Genomic DNA, 19313 nt, shown 5'->3' on the forward strand with positions numbered 1-19313 from the left:
CTTGCGCGAAGCGGGCGATGACCGCGGCGTCGATCGGATCGGTCTTGGCGCGCCGACCAAGCGCCTGCGCAAAGTGACGCACCTGCGCCGGATTGACGACGACGATGGGCAGAGAGGCGGCGGCAAGCGCCGCAGCGACCACGGTCTCGAAGCCGCCGGTGGCTTCGAGCGCGATCAACGCGGGCGACAGCCCTTTTAGCCGTTCGACGAGCTGCGCAACGCCTTCGCCATTACGCGCCACCATAAAGGCCGCGCCTTGCGGAAGCGCATGCACATCAAGCCGGTCTTTGGAAACATCGATCCCGACATATACAGCGTCCATCATGTCCCGTCCTTGCCTAAGCGGGCTTCGCTTCGCGCGGCCCAAGCGACTGTTCGGGTTCGATGGAACGGCAGACGGGCGGCCAAGCTGAGGAACGGGCTCGATCGCCCGAGGATGAGCCGGCGTCCCGTCCGCCACCGCAGCGGCAATGTTAGCCGATCCGGCACGGTTTAAGTTACAAGGATGAGGGTGAGGAAACAATTCTTCACCCGATCGCCCTGAGCTAGATGTCCACGAGTTCCGTCGCGAACGCGGCGCGCTCCTGGATGAAGGCGAAGCGCGCTTCCGGCCTGTTGCCCATCAGCCGCTCGACGCAGTCCGCGGTCTCCTCGCGGTCTTCCGGCTCCACGACGACTTTGAGAAGCGTGCGCTTGCTCGGGTCCATCGTCGTTTCCTTGAGCTGAGCCGCACTCATCTCGCCCAGCCCCTTGAAGCGGCCGGTCTCGATTTTTCCCTTCCCGGTCAGTTCCTTGGCGATCAATTCCTCGCGATGTTCATTGTCGCGCGCATAGACGGTCTTCGCGCCTTGCGTCAGCTTGTAGAGCGGCGGCTGCGCCAGATAGAGATGGCCGTTCTCGATGAGGCGCGGCATCTGCCGATAGAAGAAGGTGATGAGCAGCGAGGCGATGTGCGCGCCGTCGACGTCGGCGTCGGTCATCACGATCACCTTCTCGTAGCGCAGATCCTCATCGCGGTAATGCGCGCCCAGTCCGCAGCCGAGCGCCTGGGTGAGATCGGCGAGCTGCTGATTGGCGAGGAGCTTGTCCTTCGTCGCCGAGGCGACGTTCAAAATCTTGCCACGCAGCGGCAAAATGGCCTGCGTCGTGCGGTTGCGCGCCTCCTTCGCCGAGCCGCCGGCGGAGTCGCCTTCGACGATGAACAGCTCCGAGCCCTGCGCCGAATTATTCGTGCAGTCGACGAGCTTGCCGGGCAGCCGCAGCTTGCGGGTCGCGGTCTTGCGGGCGATGTCCTTCTCGGCGCGGCGGCGCAGGCGCTCCTCGGCGCGCTCCACGGCGAAATCCAACAGCTTATTGGCCTGCGAGGGGGCGCCGGCGAGCCAATGGTCGAAGGCGTCGCGCACCGCGCTCTCGACGATGCGCGCCGCCTCGGCGCTCATCAGCCGGCTTTTGTTCTGGCCCTGGAATTCCGGCTCGCGCATGAAGACCGAGATCATCGCGGCCGACTGGCCCATGAGATCGTCGGCGCCGATGTCCTTGGCGCGCTTCGCCTGTCCGACCCGCTCGGCGTGATCCTTGAGCGCCTTTAGGAGCGCGGCGCGAAACCCCGCCTCATGCGTGCCGCCGTCCGGCGTCGGAATCGTGTTGCAATAGGAGTGGACGAAGCCGTCATCCTCGGCGAACCAGGAGACCGCCCATTCGAGCGAACCGTGCCCGCCTTCGCGCGTGATCTTGCCGACAAAGGGCTGGTCGGTGACAAGCGCCTTGCCGTGGATCTCGCGCGCCAGATAATCCTTCAGGCCGCCGGGAAAGCGCAGCACCGCCTCATGCGGCGTATCGGCGCCAGGCTCGATCAGCGAAGGATCGCAGCGCCAGCGGATTTCGACGCCGCCGAAGAGATAGGCCTTGGAGCGCGACATGCGGAAGAGCCGCGCCGGCTTCCAATGCGCGCCGGCGCCGAAAATCTGCGCGTCGGGCTTGAAGCGCACCTTGGTGCCGCGCCGATTGTTGACGCGGCCAAGCGTCTCGAGCTTGCCGAGCGGCAAGCCGCGCGAAAACTCCTGGCGGTAAAGTTGGCCGGCGATCGCCACTTCGACTTCAAGCTTTTCGGCCAACGCATTGACGACGGAAACGCCGACGCCGTGCAGGCCGCCCGAGGTCTGATAGGCGCCTGAATCGAACTTGCCGCCCGCGTGGAGCGTGGTCATCACCACTTCCAGCGCCGACTTCTTGGGAAATTTCGGATGGGACTCGACCGGAATGCCGCGGCCATTGTCGATGACCGTGAGCCAGCCCTCCGTTTCGAGCGTCACTTCGATGAAGGTCGCATGGCCGGCCACGGCCTCGTCCATGGCGTTATCGAGCACCTCGGCGAAGAGGTGATGCATCGCCGCCTCATCGGTGCCGCCGATATACATGCCGGGGCGCCGGCGGACGGGCTCGAGCCCCTCCAGCACTTCGATGGAGGCGGCGGAATATTCCGCCGGCCCGCGCTTCGGGGCGGGTTTCGACGCGGGCGCCTTGCGCGGCGCGCCGCTGAACAGATCGGGTTTTGAAGCCATGAGCGATCTTAGCGCGATTCGCGACAAGGTGGGTCGGTTCGGCGCACGCGCATTCGCGTGGCCGACATAGGGAATTCACAAAAAAGGCAGACGAGGCTTGCGCTTGTCGCACAGGCGGCACTGAGGCATGCTCGGACCCGGCTAAATACTCACTTAAGGATTTTTGCTCAACCGAAAAAATTGGAGCTCATCCATGGCGCACGACGAAGCATTAGCCGTGTACGAGGTCACCCCTCCACCTGCCGCCGTAGCTTTCACGCCCGCTTTCTTCGTCGAAAGCACAGCGCCCGACAATATCGACGACAAGGAAAGCGCTCCGTCAACTCCTGAAAATTGCGAATCTTCGGACATCGAAAAGATCGTCAAGGTATTGGCCAAACAGGAGAAGCCTAAACTCCTGATTACCGTCCACGGCTTCAACACGCCGCGAAAGAAAGTTCTTGAAACTTTCAAAGAATCTTTCATCGCGTTGAACGACGACGATGAGCTCAAAAACCGCGGCCTCGTTTGCATCGGTTATCGTTGGCCGTCGGAAGCGATGGGAACCCCTTGGCGAAGCGGTTTGAACGCCGCGCCATTATTCCTCCTTGGCATTCTCTTCGTCTCGCTCGCCGCCGTATATCTCGTGAACTTCTCTTTCGAAATTTGCGACTGGTGGAAGCTCACGCGCGTCGTCGTGACGGCCGTGACGGCGGCGATGGCCGTCATTCCCCTCACCCTTTTTGGCTTGCGGCTCATCGTCTATTTTCGTGACGGCTTCCGGGCGACGAATTACGGCGTGCCGGACCTCGTCAATCTTATCCGAGACATCGACGACAGACTTCCCAAACGGCCGAACGATGACCCCGACGATCTTATCGGAAGGGTTGAGCTGTCTTTTATCGGCCATAGCATGGGCGGCTTCGTCGTCACCAACGCCGTGCGCATTCTCTCCGACGTGTTTTCCCCACTCGCGATCGCCGCCATGCGCCATGGCCCGGAGACGCTCGGAAGCGACGAGGAGCGCAGGCAGCGCGAGCTCAGATCGAAAATTGGAAAGAATTTTGTGTTACGCCGCCTCGTTCTCGTCTCGCCCGATATTCCCTCGGAGGTGCTGCTGTCGGGTCGAAGCAATGCGCTGCATTCGTCGCTGATCCGCTTTCAGGAGGCCCATCTTTTTTCCAACGAAGGCGACGAAGTTTTGCGCGACATTTCGACGGCGGCGAATTTCTTCTCGCTGCCGACGAAGAGCCGCAGGTTCGGCTATCGGCTCGGCAATGTCGGCGTGCTGACCGGCTGGGGACTTTCCGAACAGCTGACGCTCGGCAATCTGCGCGTCGGCGCGTGCACCCTTTACGAGCTTTACGCTGAACTCGACGCCGTGCAGTCGGAAGAGTCATTCGCTCAACGGCTGACCTATTTCGACTGCACCGACAGCATCGACGCCGAGGGCCGTGGGGTGGTGACCGACGCCGCGCCTGGCGTATCGCCGAACTTATCCTGGCTTGGACATCTGCGCCTGCTGTGGGTCTATGTCAGAGGCGAGGTTGACGTCCACTCCGGCTATTTCCTGAAGCCCAGCCTCGTGCGCGCGCTGATTTATCGCTTCGCCGCCATCGGCTATGGCGACGCGGAGAAGCTTTACGGCGGTCTCGGAGCGCTAAGCGCGGAATGTGAAAAATATCAGATCAAGGCGCTGAAGCCGGGCCAGCGCAGCGTCGCGGCCGCTGCGGCGGAAGACGCGAAAGCAGCCGCCTCGCCATGATCGGCCTCATCGTCGCCCTCTTGAGCGTGCTGCTGCCGCTGGCGCATCTCGCGCTCAGCAAGACGCCGATGACTCGCGCGCGCGTGGTTCGCGTGCTGCTGCTTTACGCGCTGGTTCTCGACGTCGGCGTCATCGGCCTGCCGCTCGGCTTCGTCCCGCATGTCTTCTTCCCCGATCAGACGGCGCGCAGCATCGGCTGGGCGCCGGGCAGCCCGTTCCAGTTCGAAGTCGGCGTTCACGACGGCGCCTGGGGCGTTCTGGGTTTTCTCTGCATTTGGATCCGCGGCGCCTTTTGGCTCGCCACCGGACTTGGATGGTCGTTGTTCATGCTCGGGGCGACCTATGGGCACATCGAGCAAACGCTTCGCGCCGGCGATTATGCGCCCTACAACTTTTTGACGATTTTCTCCGACGGCTTTATCGCGTTCTGGCTGCTCCTGCTGCTCTATCTCCGCCATCGCTGGAACGCGGAGAAAGCCTAGGCGCAGATGGATGGCCGCGCCGATTCGCGCATGCGGCGACTGAATGCCGTCAGAGGGTGAGATGGAAACGAAGGTCGATGAAATCGCCGAGCGCATCTATCGCCTGTCGACGTTCGTGCCGGAGATCGCGGCGCCGGCCGGTTTCACCTTCAACCAGTTCCTCATCGACGCCGACGAGCCGCTGCTGTTTCACTGCGGGCCACGTGCGCTGTTTGCGAGCGTATCGAAGGCCTTGGGCGCGATCATGCCGATCGGACGGCTGCGCTGGATTTCCTTCGGCCATGTCGAAGCCGATGAATGCGGCGCGATGAATCTCTGGCTCGCCGCCGCGCCGCAGGCGCAGGTCGTTCACGGCCAGACCGCCTGCATGGTGTCGCTGAACGATCTCGCCGACCGGCCGCCGCGCGCTCTAGGCAATGGCGAGATCATGGACATCGGCGGAAGGCGCGTGCGCTACATTGATACGCCGCATGTGCCGCATGCGTGGGAATCGGGGCTGATCTATGAGGAGACGACCCACACGCTCTTTTGCGGCGATCTCCTCACGCAAATCGGTCAGGGGCCGGCCATCACGCGCGACAGCGTGCTCGAAGCGGCGATGACGGCGGAGAACGCCTTTCAGGCCACGTCGCTGACGCCGATGACCGGCCCGACGATCCGCCTGCTCGCGGCGCTGGAGCCCCGCCGTGTCGCGGTGATGCACGGCTCCAGTTTCGAAGGCGACTGCGCCGCCCTGCTCTCGCAGCTCGCGGATTTTTATGACGCGGCGCTTGCAGCGAAAAGTTCGCGCTCACCCTCCCCTTGAGGGGGAGGGTCGCATTGCGCAGCAATGCGGGGTGGGGTGATACTGGGATGAATCCGTCAACAGGCGCGCGTCGAGCCGTCCGCTTAACGACGATCCTTTACGATGCGGCTCCACCCCACCCCGGCGCTGCGCACCGACCCTCCCCCTCAAGGGGAGGGTGGGTAAAGCGCCGTATGGATCGTGTCCAACACGCCATCGATATTGTCGAAGACGTCTGCGTTCCAGAAACGAAGAACACGGTAGCCCTCGTTGTCCAGCCAAGCCGTGCGCGCAGCGAGACGAAATCGACGACATACGGGCCGATGGGCGCCTGACGACGAAAATGCGTCTTGACGAGCGGCACGCGGTCGAGCGCGCGCCACAGGCGATCTTCGGCGCTGGTCGCATTGGCGCGAAGTCGTTTTGCGTTGGCGCGACGAAAGCCGCTAAGCCCGTCATTAGTTTTCATCGAGCCTCATTCTTACGCTTCTTTGGGCAAAGGGCGTAACCTCACCCTCCCCTTGAGGGGGAGGGTCGCATTGCGAAGCAATGCGGGGTGGGGTGAAGGCGCAAACGCATCGACGCCATGTCCATCCTGGGGTAAGACATTCAGCCAAAACTGTAAGGAAAACATGCAACGCTTCTTCGTCGCTCTCGCCGCCGGTCTCGCCAGCGTCTGCCTCCTCGCCGCGCCGGCGCAGGCTGAAAAACTGCGCATCGCGCTGCAGAAAACCGGCACGCTCGGCTGGGAACTTGCCGTCGCTAAGGCGTTCGGCCTCGACAAGGAGGCGAAGCTCGACATCGACGCCACCGAACTCGCCTCGACCGACGCCGGCAAGATCGCCATCCAGGGCGGCGGCGCCGACCTCATCCTCTCCGATTGGCTGTGGGTCGCCCGCCAGCGCGCGCAGGGCGCGAAGCTGACCTTTTATCCGCATTCGTCGGCGATCGGCGCGGTGATGACCAAGAACCCCGCGATCAAAAGCGTCAAGGATCTCGCCGGCAAGACGCTTGGCGTCGCCGGCGGGCCGCTCGACAAGAGCTGGCTCATGCTTAAGGCCTATGCGCTGAAGAACGGCGTCGATCTCGACAAGTCCGCAACCGTGCTCTACGGCGCGCCGCCGCTCATCGCCGAAAAGGCGCTGCAAGGCGAGATCGACGCGGCGCTCGAATTCTGGAATTTCGCCGCCGATCTTGAAGCGCAAGGCTTCACACGCGCCGTCGAACTCGCCGATGTCGAACGCGCGCTCGGCGCCACGGGCGACGTCGTCGTGACCGGCTATGTCTTCGACGAAGGCTTCGCAGGCAAGAACAGGGACGCGCTCGCGCGCTTCTTCGCGATGAGCAGGAAAGCTAAGGAGCTGATCGCCACGTCTGACAAGGCCTGGGCCGCCGCCGCGCAGCGGCTTCGCGGCAAGGACGCCAGGACGCTCGAGATTTACCGCAAGCGCTATGTCGCCGGCGCGCCGAAACGCTCGATTGCGCAGGAGGAGACCGACGCGCGCACGCTCTATGGCGCGCTCGCCGCGCTGGGCGGCGAAAAGCTCGTCGGCCCGAGCCAGACGCTTGATCCGGGGACCTTCTACAAGGGCGCCGAGGTCAAGCCGCATTGATCCGTTTCATCTCGCTTGCGGCTCTGCTTCTGCTTTGGCAAATCGGCGCATGGCTTTCCGATCCGCGCCGAATTCCGGGACCGATGGCCGTTTTCGAGAAGATTTATGAAGAGGCGGTCTCCGGCGCGCTGTTCTCCAATCTCGCGGTCACGCTGGCGCGCGTCGTCGCCGCCTTCGCGCTCGCCATGAGTTTCGGCGCGGCGATCGGCTATGTCATGGGTCGCAACAAGCTCGCCGACCGGCTGCTCGATCCCTGGCTGGTCACGCTGCTCAATCTGCCGGCGCTGGTCGTCATCGTCCTCGCCTATGTCTGGGCCGGCCTCACCGAAGTCGCCGCGATCGGCGCCGTCGCGCTCAACAAGCTGCCTAACGCCATCGTCGTCGTGCGCGAAGGCGCACGGGCGCTTGATCCGCATCTTGAGGACATGGCGGAGGTCTTCCGATTTTCGCCCGCCGCGCGTCTGAAGCATCTCATCCTGCCGCAGCTCGCGCCCTATCTTGCGGCGGCGACGCGCTCCGGCCTGTCGCTCGTCTGGAAAATCGTTCTCGTCGTCGAACTGCTGGGGCGCTCAAACGGCGTCGGTTTCGAAATCAACATGGCCTTTCAGCTCTTTGACATGAAGCTTCTGCTTGCTTACGCGCTTCCCTTCGTCGCGCTGATGCTCGGCGTCGAAACGATTCTGGTGCAGCCTCTTGAACGACACGTCTCCCGCTGGCGGCGCGGCGTCTCTCGACGTCTCGATCGCGTCTAAGGATTATCATTCCGCCAGCGGTCGGCCGCTTCGCGCGCTGGAGGGGCTGCGGCTGACGCTGCCCGCGGGACAGGCGGGCGCGGTCGTCGGCCCTTCCGGCTGCGGCAAGACGACTCTGCTGCGCCTCATCGCCGGACTCGACAAGGACTATTTCGGAACGATCGTCCTGCCCGAACACGGCCGACTTGGCATGGTCTTTCAGGAGCCGCGATTGCTGCCCTGGCGCAGCGTCATAGACAATATCCGCGTCGCCGCGCCGCAAGCGCCCGAAGACGACATCGCCGCGCTTCTCGACGAACTCGGTCTCGCCGAGCACGCGGCGCATTTCCCGCGCGAACTTTCGCTCGGCCTCGCGCGGCGCGTCGCGCTTGCGCGGGCGCTCGCCGTCAAGCCGGACCTGCTGCTGCTGGACGAACCGCTGGTTTCGCTTGACGCGGCGCTTGCCCGAGATCTGCGCGAGATGATCGCAAGGCTCATCGACGAGCGGCGCATCACCACGCTGATCGTGACGCACGATCTGCGCGAGGCGATTGCGCTTGGAGACAGACTGTTCCTGTTGTCGGCGCGTCCCGCGCATGTCGTCGCCACGATCGATGTGCCGGCGCCGCGAAGGACGTTGGCGAAAGAGACGGCGGAAAGGCTTGAAGCGCAGGCGAGAGACGCGCTTGCCGCGGCGCACGCCGGGTCGCAGCCGGGACATCCTTAGCGCTCGAGCGTGTCCTGCTCACCAGGGAATATCTTCGCCGCGGTAGTCGAGATAGCGGCGCGTGTCGGCGAGCGTCAGCGATTCGGCGACACGAATGATTCCGGCCACGCTGTCGCGCACGTCGAGCGTGGCGTCCGCCCCGCCCATGTCGGTGCGCACCCAACCGGGGTGCATCGCGACGACGATGACGCCTTCCGCCTTCAGATCGGCGGCGAGACATTGCGCGATCTTGTTCAGCCCCGCTTTAGATACGCGGTAGGCGACATTGAATGTCCCCTCGAGCGACATCGAACCGAGTATGCTCGACATCATGACGATGCGGGGACGAGCGCCGCGCTTTACAAGCGGCAGAAAGGCCTGGACGACGCGTAGCGGACCCAGCGTATTGACCGAGAGAAGATCGAGCGCGCCCTCGAAATCCATGTCGGTGGAGGATTGACGCTGCGGCCCATAGGCGCCGGCGTTGACGACGAGCGCATCGATCGGATCGGAAACCCGCGCGGCGGCGGCCTCGATCTCGGCCTCATTGCGAACGTCGAACTGCAGGATCGCCGCCTCGGGCGCGGCCGCTTTCAGCGCCGCCACGCCCGCCGCGCTGCGCGCGCTCGCGGTCACGCGCTCCCCTCGCGCTGAAAGCTGACGCGCAGCCTCCAATCCAATGCCGCGGCTCGCGCCGGCGATGAGCCAATGGGACATGTCCTGTTCCTATGCGTTTGCATAAAATATTTTTGCTGCTTGGGAATATAGCGTCGACGCGCTGCGGGACAGGCTTGCCCAGACGTCATGTGGCGGTGCAGTATTCGCCCGTTCAAGGGGGCCTTTTTCATGAACGACATGACAATTGAGGCGTCGCGGCGCGCGCCTGAACTGAGCGACATTGTTTTCACTGGCCGAGACGACGAATTTCGCGACCTTCTGCGCAAAGGCGCGCTTCTCGAGATCGTGACCTTCGGCTTCTACCGCTTTTGGCTGGCGACCAAAATCCGCCAGCATCTGTGGTCGCATACAATGCTGGACGGCGACGCCTTCGCCTATCTTGGCACGGCGCGCGAATTGCTCATCGGCTTCCTATTCGCCATCGCGATTCTGGCGCCGATCTATCTCGCCTCCTTCCTGCTCGGCGTCGAAGCCGAACGCGCACAATCATTCGCATCGTCCGTGTTCGGCGTTTTCTTTCTGACTTTTTGGCAGTTTGCGATCTATCGGGCGCGGCGCTATCGCCTGCATCGCACGGCCTGGCGCGGGCTGCGCTTTCACATGGACGGCTCCGGCGTTTCCTATGCGCTGCGCGCCATGGGCTGGGGCTTTGTCAGCGTCGTCACGCTCGGGTTAGCGCTGCCGTGGATGCAGGCTGCATTGGAACGCTACAAGATGCGCCATACCTATTACGGCGATCTTCGTGGGGATTTCATTGCAACCGGCGGCCGTTTCTTCAAACAGGGCTGGCTGCTTTGGATCGGCGCCGCCTTCACGGCGGCTGCTTACTTCGTCGGGCCTGTCCTCTATGAACTCACGAAGCAAGGCGCTTGGTTCCTGTTGATGCTGCCGACCCTTCCAGCCTTGGTCTTCATATATGCGCGGTTTAAGGCCCTGCAGTGGAAGTGGTGGCTGGAAGGCGTGCGCATCGGCGACGTGCGGGCGGCCTCGACCCTGCAGCGCCACGCGCTGACTAGAAATTATTGGATTTTCGTCGGCCTTTTCTTCGCTTCGCTGCTGGCGGCGGGGATCGGCGCGGCGCTCGCCATCGCCTTCCTGCCCAAAATCCTCGGCGTCGTCTTGGCTGTATTCTTCTATCTAGCGCTGATCGTGCAATATTCGATTCTGTGGCGGACTTACTTCATCCAGCGGGTGTGGCGGATCGTCGTCAATTCGCTGACGATTCATAATCTGCACACGGCGCAAGAAGTCGCGATGCGGCTCGACGCGTCATCGCCCACCGCGCTCGGCGAAGGCTTCGCAGATAGTCTCGACGTCGCCGGGTTCTGACGGCGTGAACGAAAAATTCGAGGCGATCTATTTCGACGGCTTGGTCAATAAAAAGCGCCGAGTCACGCTAACCTTCAGCGACGCGCTGGAAATATGCGAGGACGGCGCGGCTCTCTCGGCATGGTCGTACACAGACGTGCGCCGCATCCCCGCGCCAGCCGACGTGATGCGGCTACGGGCGATTGGCGCCGCGCAATTGGCGCATCTCGACATCCGCGATGACGACACTCAGCGCGAGGTCGAACGCCATTGTCCGAAGCTCGCGGATGACGCGGCGCACGACGGTTCGACGCTTAAAATTGTCGGCTGGTCGCTCGCCGCGACTGCTTCGATCATCGGCCTCGTTTGGTTCGGCGTTCCCTTCGCCGCGGACCGCTTGGCGCCGCTCGTGCCCATTTCATGGGAAAACCGTATTGGCGAAGTGGCCGAACGGCAGATGCGCCAAATGTTCGACGGCAAGAGCTGCACAACGCCCAAGGGCTCGGCCGCGCTCGTGAAGCTCTCCAAACGCTTGCAGGACGCGTCCGGCCTTCGCGTGACGGCGACCATCGAGGCGCTCTCCGAAAAAACGCCAAACGCCTTCGCCCTTCCAGGGGGTAAGGTGTTCGTCCTTGCGGGACTATTGGAGAAGGCGCAGTCGCAAGATGAAATCTTGGGCGTGTTGGCGCATGAACTCGGTCATTTGCAGAACCGCGATCATCTGCGCCGCATCATCGCCGATGGCGGAACCGCCTATCTCTTCGGCCTGCTGTTTGGCGACGTGGCCGGCGGCGGCGCGGTGGTTTTCGCCGGCAAGACCTTGCTCAACGCCGCCAATTCGCGGGAAGCAGAGGCGCGGGCCGACGCGTTCGCGGCGCAGACGCTCGCCCGCCTCGGCCGGCCCGCGAAACCGATGGGCGAATTGCTGCTGCGCGTGACGGGCAAGGAGAAAGACGGCTTCCTCACCATCCTCCACGATCACCCCTTGAGCGAAGACAGACTCGCCAAGCTGTCGGCCGCGGACAAAGCCACGGCCGATCCCGTGCTCACAGACGACGAATGGAAGGCGCTGAAGACGATCTGCGACTAGCCCTATCTACGGCGCCGCGGGCGCGGGCGCCGCTTCGATCCGCGCGACGCCGTCGCGCACCGCCGCCTGCACCTTCTCGAAGGCGCGCACCTCGATCTGGCGCACGCGCTCACGTGACACGCCGAATTCCTCGGAGAGCGTTTCGAGCGTGACAGGATCGTCGGACAGTCGGCGCGCCTCGAAGATGCGCCGCTCGCGCGGATTGAGCACGTCAAGCGCGCCGCGCAGCGCCTTCAGGCGATTGTCGCTTTCTTCGTGAGCGACGAGCAGATGCTCCTGATCGACGCTATCGTCGACGAGCCAGTCCTGCCATTCGCCTTCGCCCTCCTCGCGCAAAGGCGTGTTGAGCGACGCGTCGCCGCCCATGCGGCGATTCATGTCAATGACGTCCTGCTTGGACACGCCAAGCCGATGCGCGATCTTTTCGACGTTCTCGGGCTTCAAGTCGCCTTCTTCGAAGGCCGAGATGCGGCTCTTGGCCTTGCGAAGGTTAAAGAAGAGCTTCTTCTGGCTCGCGGTGGTGCCCATTTTGACGAGCGACCAGGAGCGCAAAATATACTCTTGGATGGAGGCGCGGATCCACCACATTGCATAGGTCGCAAGGCGGAAGCCGCGCTCGGGCTCGAAGCGCTTGACGGCCTGCATGAGGCCGACATTGCCTTCGGAAACGATTTCCCCGATCGGCAAGCCGTAGCCGCGATAGCCCATGGCGATCTTCGCCACGAGACGCAGATGCGACGTGATCAGCTCCTGCGCGGCTTTCGCGTCTTCATGTTCGCGCCAGCGCTTGGCAAGCATATATTCCTGCTGCGGCTCCAACATTGGAAACCGCCTAATTTCAGATAGATAGCGGGCTAGGCCGTCTTCTGAGACGATTGGCAAGGCATTCGCCATAAGTCCCTCCTGACGAACCCCCTGAGTATGGCGGGTCCGCGAAGCGCGGCCACAAAACGCCGGCCGCGACAGGGGGACATTATAGGGCGCCCCTAGTGGGCTGGAAAATGACAATTGCGTGAAGGGACGCTAAAGCACGGATTAAGATTCAGCAATGTGAATGACGCGTTTTCAGAGGCTCGGCCGCGCAAGTTTGCCGCGCAAGATTGGCGAAGATTCTGCCCGTTATGATTTCGCGATCTTCTGGCGAGAATTCACTTCGACATGCCGCCCAGCACGCCGCGCAGAATTTGGCGCGCGATCTGTGTCCCGGCGGAACGCGCCGCCGATTGGATCGCGGCGCGCGCCGCGAGTTCGGCGGGCGACATGCGTTTCTTGTCGCCCTTGCCAAAAATGCCGCCCCATATGCCGCCCAGCGTGCCGAGCAGACCGCCGCCCGCGCCGCTTTCAGCCTCACCCTTGCCCTTCGCGCGCGCCTGCAGCATTTCGAATGCGGACTCGCGATCGACCATCGTGTCGTATTTTCCACCATAGGCGCTCGCGGCCATGACGGCCTTCCGCTCCTGCGGCGATATCGGTCCCACGCGGGCGGAGGGCGGCGCGATCAACGTGCGTTCGACGACTTCCGGCGTTCCCTTGGCGTCGAGCATCGACACCAGCGCTTCGCCGACGCCAAGCTGCATGATCGCTTCGGCTTCCTCGATGGCGTGATTGTCGCGAAAGGTCTCGGCGGCGGCGCGCACCGCCTTCTGATCGCGGGGCGTAAATGCGCGCAGCACATGTTGAATGCGGTTGCCGAGCTGGCCCAGAACCGTATCCGGCACGTCGAGCGGATTTTGCGTGACGAAATAGACGCCGACGCCTTTCGAGCGGATAAGACGCACGACCTGCTCGATCGCGGACAGCAGCGCCTTCGGCGCGTCGCTGAACAGAAGATGCGCCTCGTCGAAGAAGAACACGAGCTTCGGCTTATCGAGATCGCCCACTTCCGGCAGGGCTTCGAACAGCTCCGAGAGCATCCACAGAAGGAAGGTGGCGTAGAGCCGCGGCGCGCGCATCAACTTGTCCGCGGCGAGGATATTGATCACGCCGCGGCCGTCGCGATCGACTCGCAGGAAATCCATGATGTCGAGCGCCGGCTCGCCAAAAAATTTGTCGCCGCCCTGCGTCTCCAAGACCAACAGCTGCCGCTGAATGGCGCCGACGCTCGCGGGCGCCACATTTCCGTATTTCTGCTTATATGTCGCGGCGTTCTCCGCAACATGCGCGAGCATCGCCCGCAGATCCTTCAAATCGAGCAGCAACATGCCCTGCTCGTCCGCAACCCTGAAAACGACATTCAGAACGCCCTCTTGGACGTCGTTCAAATCGAGCAGGCGCGACAGCAGCAGCGGCCCCATTTCCGAAATGGAGGCGCGAACAGGGTGTCCCTGTTCGCCGAAGACATCCCAAAAGGCGACGGGAAATCGGTCGGGCTCGTAAGCAACGCCAATCTCCTTGGCGCGCGCGACGAACGCCGACTTGCCTTCGCCCGCCTGCGACAGTCCCGCGAGATCGCCTTTGACGTCGGCGAGAAAGACGCAGGTCCCGGCGTTCGAGAAGCCTTCGGCGAGCAGCTGCAGCGAAACGGTTTTGCCGCCGCCTGTTGCGCCCGCGATCAAGCCATGACGGTTGCCAAGCGCGAGCAGAAGGTAGTGGTAAGCGCGCGGCTTTCCGTCCTTCATGCTTGCGCCGACGAGGATTTTGCCTGCAACGGCGCTCGGAGTTTCGCTCATAGTTAAAGCGCTTTCACAGTCAGGAATCGCAATTGCGCGAAGCTACACCATCGGCGCGGGACGCGCATGTCCAGCCCCTTCGGCGCCGCACAGGCGGCGACAGCGCTTGGCGAATGCAAAAGGGCGAGATAAGTTCCCGCCGGGAGAAGCTCCGGAGAAGGTCCAATGAAGCTACGCTGGGCGATGATCGGCGTCGTCGCCGCCGCCGGCGTCGCGCAGGCGGTCGGCGCGACGAAGCCGCGAACGGCGCCGGCGAAGCTGGCGCAAACCGTCGATCTGGAGAACCAGCGTCCCGTGCCGCTGAAAAGCTTCGAGATCGTCATGGCGGCGACAGACAAGACGACGCCGGAAGCCATCGTCGGGAAGCTTGATCAGCCGCTGGCCGCCGGAGGCCGCACGCGGTTTCCCATCACGGGCGCCAGAGGTTGCCGCTTTGAGGCGCGCTGGACGTTCGACGATGCGAAAGACTCAGGCGACGTCGACTTATGCAATGACGCCCATATAGTTTTCGCGGATTAATCCTATTCGCGGTCCGCTCAGCGGACCCGCTGCGGCGCGCGCCGCCCATGACAACAATCAGGAAACGCACGATGGCCAACGGATCGAAGGGTGGCGCAAAGGGAGTCAAGCGCGGCGTAAAGGGCGCACAAACCGCCAGCGGACCAGGAATTTCGAGGCCGCTGCTGATCGGCGTCGGCGCTGTCTTCGCGCTCATGTTCGGCGCCTTTGTCTATTTCACCAGCGGCAAGCCGACGACGTCGACGGATAACATCGGCGGACCTTTTCAGCTCACCGCGCATACCGGGCAGCAGGTGACAGAGCAGGATTTTCTGGGCCGGCCCTTCCTCGTCTTCTTCGGCTATACGCACTGTCCCGACATTTGTCACACCACGCTCTTCGAGATGTCGGAGATCTTGCGGGCGATGGGGCCGGATGCGAAGGTCGGCGCGCTGTTCGTCACCGTCGATCCGGAGCGAGACACGCCCGAGGCTCTCAAAGATTATCTCTCCAATTTCGATCCGCGTATCATCGGCGTCACCGGTCCGCGCGCGTCGCTCGATCCCGTATTGCGCGAATATCGCATCTTCTCTAAGCGCGCGCCCGGCAAGGACGAGGACTATTCCGTCGACCACACCACTGTCGTCTATCTGATGGACAAGAACGGCCGCTTTGTGAGCCCGTTCAACGTGGCGCGACGCCCTGCCGAAGCCGCACGTGAGCTTGAACGCCATCTGTAGCGCGCGCCGTCGCCTGCGTCGGAGAGCGCTCGAAAAAGCAACGCAAGGGAAATATTTTCATCAGCTGCAATTTTGGAACTCGCGACTCATATGGCCTTTGCGCTAGCATGAGCGTTATGCTTCGACTCCTGCGCGAAGGACCGGCGCCAACTGGCGGCGCGTCGATTCTCACATTGGTCCACGCCGGCGAAACAATTCTCGTCGCTTTGCGTCGGTCACAGAATGCGCGGCGATTCACTTTGCGCGTGCGCTTCGCCGCACGCGATGCGGTGTTGACGATGCCGAAGCGGGCGTCGTTGCGCGATGCGCGAGATTTCGCTCAGCGCCACGCCGCTTGGATCGCTGCGCGTCTCGACAGGCTTCCTGCAACCATTCCCTTTGCGCATGGTTCGGTCGCGCCTCTTCGCGGCGTCGATCATATGATCGCACATTATCCGGACCGCCGCGGGGTCACCTGGATCGAGCCAAGAGACGATGCCGAGGCTCCCTTCGCGCTTTGCGTCGCCGGCCAGACCGAACATGTGCACCGCCGCGTTCAGGATCACCTGAAGCGGGAGGCGCGACGCGACCTCGAAGAGGCGGTCGCCCGCCATACCGGCGCACTCAGTCTGCCGCCCCGCGGCGTCGGCCTGCGCGATCCGATCAGCCGATGGGGATCGTGTTCGGCCTCCGGCTCGCTGAACTTTTCCTGGCGGCTGATCATGGCGCCGCCGTTCGTCCTCGATTACCTCGCCGCCCATGAGGTCGCGCATCTCGTGCATCTCGATCATTCGTCGCGATTTTGGAAGCTGACGCGGCGGCTCTGCGCCGACACGGATCACGCCGAAGCCTGGCTCTCCGCCCATGGCGCGCACCTTCACAAATATGGAGCCAAAGCGCGATGATCGACCGCCGCCGCCTGCTCGGACTCGCCCTGCTCTTGCCCCTGCCGCTGTCGCAAGCCGCGACGGCGCTGGCCGAAGAGCCGCGCAAACGCCTGCTCGTTCTCGATTTCGAGCTGGTCGACACGTCAAACGAGCCTGTCGACCAAAGCGCCGAACATGCAAAAAGACTGGCGCGGGCGCGTGACGACATCGGGGCGGGACTCGCCGCGCGGGGCGTCTATGACGTCGTCGACCGGGCTCTCATTGCGGCGGATCTCGACGCGATCTTGAAACAAACCTACATTCGCACCTGCAACGGCTGCGAATTGTCGCTTGCCCGCAAGGCCGGCGCCGATCTCGTTCTGACGGGCGTCGTCAATAAGGTCAGCACGCTGATCCTCAGCATGGGCGTTTCAATCGCGCGCGTTTCGACGGGCGAACTGATCTATCATCAGGGGTTCGATTTTCGCGGCGACAATGATCAATCCTGGGCGCGCGCGACGAAATTCTTCGTCGATCGTATCGCCCGCGATCCGCTGAATTGAGCCAAGGAGGCCCGTATGAGCCAGAGCGCTGGCTGTGAACCGACGGCGGCGTCGCGCCCACCCTGGTCGATGGTGGCGCAAGCCCGCGCGCGCGGCGCCTTGCTCGACGCGCTCGTGCGGCGGGCGCAGGCGCTGCCGCCCATCCGCATGGGCGTTATCCACCCTTGCGACGCGCGCTCGGTCGAAGGCGCGATCGCCGCGCGCGACAAAGGGCTGATCGTCCCCACCTTCATCGGACCGCGCACAAAAATCGAGGCGGCCGCGCGCGCGAGCGGCGTCTCGCTCGAAGGCGTCGAAATCGTTGACGCGCCACACAGCCACGCCGCCGCCGATCAGGCGGTGGAGCTGGTTCGTCGCGGCCGGCTGCACGCGCTGATGAAAGGCGCGCTGCATACGGACGAACTGATGACCGCGGTCATACGCGACGGCGCCGGCCTGCGCACGGACCGGCGGATCAGCCATGTCTTTGTGATCGACGCGCCGTACTACCACAAGTTGCTGCTCGTCACCGACGCGGCGATCAATATCGCGCCGACGCTCGACACCAAGCGCGACATCGTGCGCAACGCCATCGATCTCGCGCATGCGATCGGCATCGAGCGTCCCAAGGTGGCGCTGCTTTCGGCCGTGGAGACGGTCGAGGGGAAAATCCCCTCGACCATCGAGGCGGCGGCGCTGTGCAAGATGGCCGACCGCGGCCAGATCGCCGGCGCCGAGCTTGACGGACCGCTGGCCTTCGACAACGCCATCTCGCGCGAAGCGGCCGAAGCCAAGCACATAGAGTCCGAGGTCGCCGGCGACGCGGACATTCTGGTCGCGCCCGATCTCGAGGCGGGCAATATCCTGGCGAAGCAGCTCGTCTTCCTCGGCGGCGCCGATACGGCGGGGCTGGTCCTCGGCGCGCGCGTCCCGATCGTGCTGACGAGCCGCGCCGACGACGTCGATTCGCGCGTCGTCTCTTCGGCGCTGGCGCAGATTTTCACGCATCGGCCGCGCGCCGCGCCTTAGCGTTCTCGACAGAACGCCCCCCGCGTGGCAGAACGCGGCGCAAGATTTCCCGAAAAGGGCGGCTGACCTTCGCCCACATGCTTCGAGACGGCTCCTGCGGAGCCTCCCCAGCATGAGGGCGCAAGCGGCGCGCTTTACGTTTCCTCATCCTGAGGAGCCCGCGGAGCGGGCGTCTCGAAGGACGAGGAAAACGTCCACATTAGAAACCAATATGACCGACCTCGCCAAACTCGAAGAAGACACGCTGCGCCAGATCGACGAGGCCGCCGACGAGGCGGCGCTCGAAGCCGTGCGCCTCTCCTCGCTCGGCAAGAAGGGCGCAATTTCGGCGCTGCTCGCAACGCTCGGAAAAATGTCGCCCGAGGAGCGCAAGACCGAGGGCGCGAAGATCAATGCGCTAAAAGACAAGGCGGCCGAGGCGATCGCCGCGCGACGCGAACGGCTTGCTGAAGCGGCTTTGGAAGCGCGCCTTACGGCCGAGACGCTCGATATGACGCTGCCCGCGCCGGCAAGTCCGCTGGAGCGCGGTCGCATCCACCCGATTTCGCAGGTCACCGACGAACTCTCCATCATCTTTGCCGACATGGGCTTCGCGGTCGCCGAGGGGCCGGACATCGAGAGCGACGACTATAATTTCACCAAGCTCAACTTCCCCGAGGGGCATCCCGCGCGGGAGATGCAGGACACGTTCTTTCTGACCGCCGAGTCAGGCGAAAAGCGGCTGCTGCGCACCCATACGAGCCCGGTGCAGGTGCGCACCATGCTGTCGCAGGCGCCGCCGATCCGGGTCATCTGCCCGGGCCGGGTCTATCGCTGCGACTTCGACCAGACGCATACGCCGATGTTCCATCAGATCGAAGGACTCGTCATCGATGAGACGACGCATCTTGGGCATCTCAAATGGACGCTCGAAGAATTCCTAAGGAGCTTCTTCGAAGTGAAGGGCGTAAAGCTGCGCTTTCGTCCCTCCTTCTTCCCCTTCACCGAACCGTCGATGGAGGTCGACGTTCAGTGCCGGCGCCAGGGCGGCGAAATCCGCTTCGGCGAGGGCGAGGACTGGATGGAGATTTTGGGCTGCGGCATGGTGCATCCCAATGTGCTCAGAAATTGCGGCATCGATCCCGACCGCTATCAGGGCTTCGCTTTCGGCGTCGGCGTCGACCGGCTGGCGATGCTGAAATATGGCATGTCGGATCTGCGCGCCTTCTTCGACGCCGATACGCGCTGGCTGGAGCACTATGGATTCAGGCCGCTCGACTTCCCGACGCTCGCGGGCGGGTTGAGCAGCTAGAA

At 63.5% G+C, this 19313-nt stretch carries 19 protein-coding genes; 14 read left to right on the forward strand and 5 right to left on the reverse strand.

What is annotated here, in order from left to right; genetic code table 11:
• Nucleotides 1–322: transposase (locus IYX23_RS04240; RefSeq protein WP_196398825.1), on the reverse strand; the 322-nt coding region annotated here is incomplete at its 3' end.
• 223 nt (nt 323–545) lie between these two features.
• On the reverse strand, nt 546–2561 hold the full coding sequence (gene parE, locus IYX23_RS04245; RefSeq protein ID WP_196392049.1) for a DNA topoisomerase IV subunit B: 2016 nt from the start codon (nt 2559–2561) through the stop codon (nt 546–548).
• Nucleotides 2562–2754: 193 nt separating this feature from the next.
• Between parE and IYX23_RS04250 the strand changes: the two genes are divergently transcribed.
• From IYX23_RS04250 to IYX23_RS04280, 6 genes are all read left to right on the forward strand, one after another.
• The gene (locus IYX23_RS04250; RefSeq protein WP_196392050.1) at nt 2755–4305 is read left to right on the forward strand and encodes an alpha/beta hydrolase; all 1551 of its coding nucleotides are present in this window, start codon (nt 2755–2757) and stop codon (nt 4303–4305) included.
• On the forward strand, nt 4302–4787 hold the full coding sequence (locus IYX23_RS04255; protein ID WP_196392051.1) for a DUF6790 family protein: 486 nt from the start codon (nt 4302–4304) through the stop codon (nt 4785–4787). Before IYX23_RS04250 ends, IYX23_RS04255 begins: the two co-directional genes overlap by 4 nt.
• 61 nt (nt 4788–4848) lie before the next feature.
• A complete protein-coding gene (locus tag IYX23_RS04260) occupies nt 4849–5592 on the forward strand; it encodes an MBL fold metallo-hydrolase (RefSeq protein ID WP_196392052.1) in 744 nt (247 codons plus the stop codon).
• Nucleotides 5593–6203: 611 nt separating this feature from the next.
• Nucleotides 6204–7184 carry an ABC transporter substrate-binding protein gene (locus IYX23_RS04270; RefSeq protein ID WP_196392053.1) on the forward strand — a complete coding sequence of 327 codons (981 nt, stop codon included), beginning with the start codon at nt 6204–6206 and terminating at the stop codon, nt 7182–7184.
• On the forward strand, nt 7181–7936 hold the full coding sequence (locus IYX23_RS04275; RefSeq protein WP_196392054.1) for an ABC transporter permease: 756 nt from the start codon (nt 7181–7183) through the stop codon (nt 7934–7936). The genes IYX23_RS04270 and IYX23_RS04275 overlap by 4 nt, the downstream gene beginning before the upstream one ends.
• Nucleotides 7878–8642 (forward strand): ATP-binding cassette domain-containing protein, encoded by a 765-nt coding sequence (locus IYX23_RS04280; RefSeq protein WP_196392055.1) that lies wholly within the window; start codon nt 7878–7880, stop codon nt 8640–8642. Before IYX23_RS04275 ends, IYX23_RS04280 begins: the two co-directional genes overlap by 59 nt.
• Nucleotides 8643–8660: 18 nt before the next feature.
• Here IYX23_RS04280 and IYX23_RS04285 read toward each other — a convergent pair whose 3' ends face one another.
• Nucleotides 8661–9338 (reverse strand): SDR family oxidoreductase, encoded by a 678-nt coding sequence (locus IYX23_RS04285; protein WP_196392056.1) that lies wholly within the window; start codon nt 9336–9338, stop codon nt 8661–8663.
• Between the two features lie 129 nt (nt 9339–9467).
• Here IYX23_RS04285 and IYX23_RS04290 point away from each other — a divergent pair, with 129 nt between their 5' ends.
• Both IYX23_RS04290 and IYX23_RS04295 read left to right on the forward strand, forming a co-directional pair.
• Entirely contained in the window at nt 9468–10628 is a 1161-nt protein-coding gene (locus IYX23_RS04290) for a DUF898 family protein (RefSeq protein WP_196392057.1), read from the forward strand.
• A gap of 4 nt (nt 10629–10632) precedes the next feature.
• The gene (locus IYX23_RS04295; RefSeq protein WP_196392058.1) at nt 10633–11697 is read left to right on the forward strand and encodes a M48 family metallopeptidase; all 1065 of its coding nucleotides are present in this window, start codon (nt 10633–10635) and stop codon (nt 11695–11697) included.
• Between the two features lie 6 nt (nt 11698–11703).
• On the opposite strand, the gene rpoH is transcribed toward IYX23_RS04295, so the two are convergent.
• Together rpoH and IYX23_RS04305 are read right to left on the reverse strand one after the other, a co-directional pair.
• On the reverse strand, nt 11704–12591 hold the full coding sequence (gene rpoH / locus IYX23_RS04300; RefSeq protein WP_124737539.1) for an RNA polymerase sigma factor RpoH: 888 nt from the start codon (nt 12589–12591) through the stop codon (nt 11704–11706).
• Between the two features lie 254 nt (nt 12592–12845).
• A complete protein-coding gene (locus IYX23_RS04305; protein WP_196392059.1) occupies nt 12846–14366 on the reverse strand; it encodes a helicase HerA-like domain-containing protein in 1521 nt (506 codons plus the stop codon).
• Between the two features lie 165 nt (nt 14367–14531).
• On the opposite strand from IYX23_RS04305, the gene IYX23_RS04310 reads away from it, so the two are divergent.
• The 6 genes from IYX23_RS04310 (at nt 14532) to pheS (ending at nt 19311) form a co-directional block, all read left to right on the forward strand.
• On the forward strand, nt 14532–14885 hold the full coding sequence (locus tag IYX23_RS04310) for a hypothetical protein (protein WP_196392060.1): 354 nt from the start codon (nt 14532–14534) through the stop codon (nt 14883–14885).
• 71 nt (nt 14886–14956) lie between these two features.
• A complete protein-coding gene (locus IYX23_RS04315; RefSeq protein WP_196392061.1) occupies nt 14957–15604 on the forward strand; it encodes an SCO family protein in 648 nt (215 codons plus the stop codon).
• Nucleotides 15605–15720: 116 nt separating this feature from the next.
• The gene (locus IYX23_RS04320) at nt 15721–16488 is read left to right on the forward strand and encodes a SprT family zinc-dependent metalloprotease (protein WP_196392120.1); all 768 of its coding nucleotides are present in this window, start codon (nt 15721–15723) and stop codon (nt 16486–16488) included.
• On the forward strand, nt 16485–17012 hold the full coding sequence (locus IYX23_RS04325; RefSeq protein ID WP_196392062.1) for a DUF3280 domain-containing protein: 528 nt from the start codon (nt 16485–16487) through the stop codon (nt 17010–17012). The genes IYX23_RS04320 and IYX23_RS04325 overlap by 4 nt, the downstream gene beginning before the upstream one ends.
• A gap of 69 nt (nt 17013–17081) precedes the next feature.
• On the forward strand, nt 17082–18020 hold the full coding sequence (locus IYX23_RS04330) for a bifunctional enoyl-CoA hydratase/phosphate acetyltransferase (RefSeq protein WP_196392121.1): 939 nt from the start codon (nt 17082–17084) through the stop codon (nt 18018–18020).
• A 211-nt stretch (nt 18021–18231) separates the two neighbouring features.
• Nucleotides 18232–19311 carry a phenylalanine--tRNA ligase subunit alpha gene (pheS, locus tag IYX23_RS04335; RefSeq protein WP_196392063.1) on the forward strand — a complete coding sequence of 360 codons (1080 nt, stop codon included), beginning with the start codon at nt 18232–18234 and terminating at the stop codon, nt 19309–19311.
• Nucleotides 19312–19313 lie beyond the last annotated feature (2 nt).

This window comes from Methylocystis sp. L43, from assembly GCF_015709525.1.
Classification (GTDB): Bacteria; Pseudomonadota; Alphaproteobacteria; order Rhizobiales; family Beijerinckiaceae; genus Methylocystis.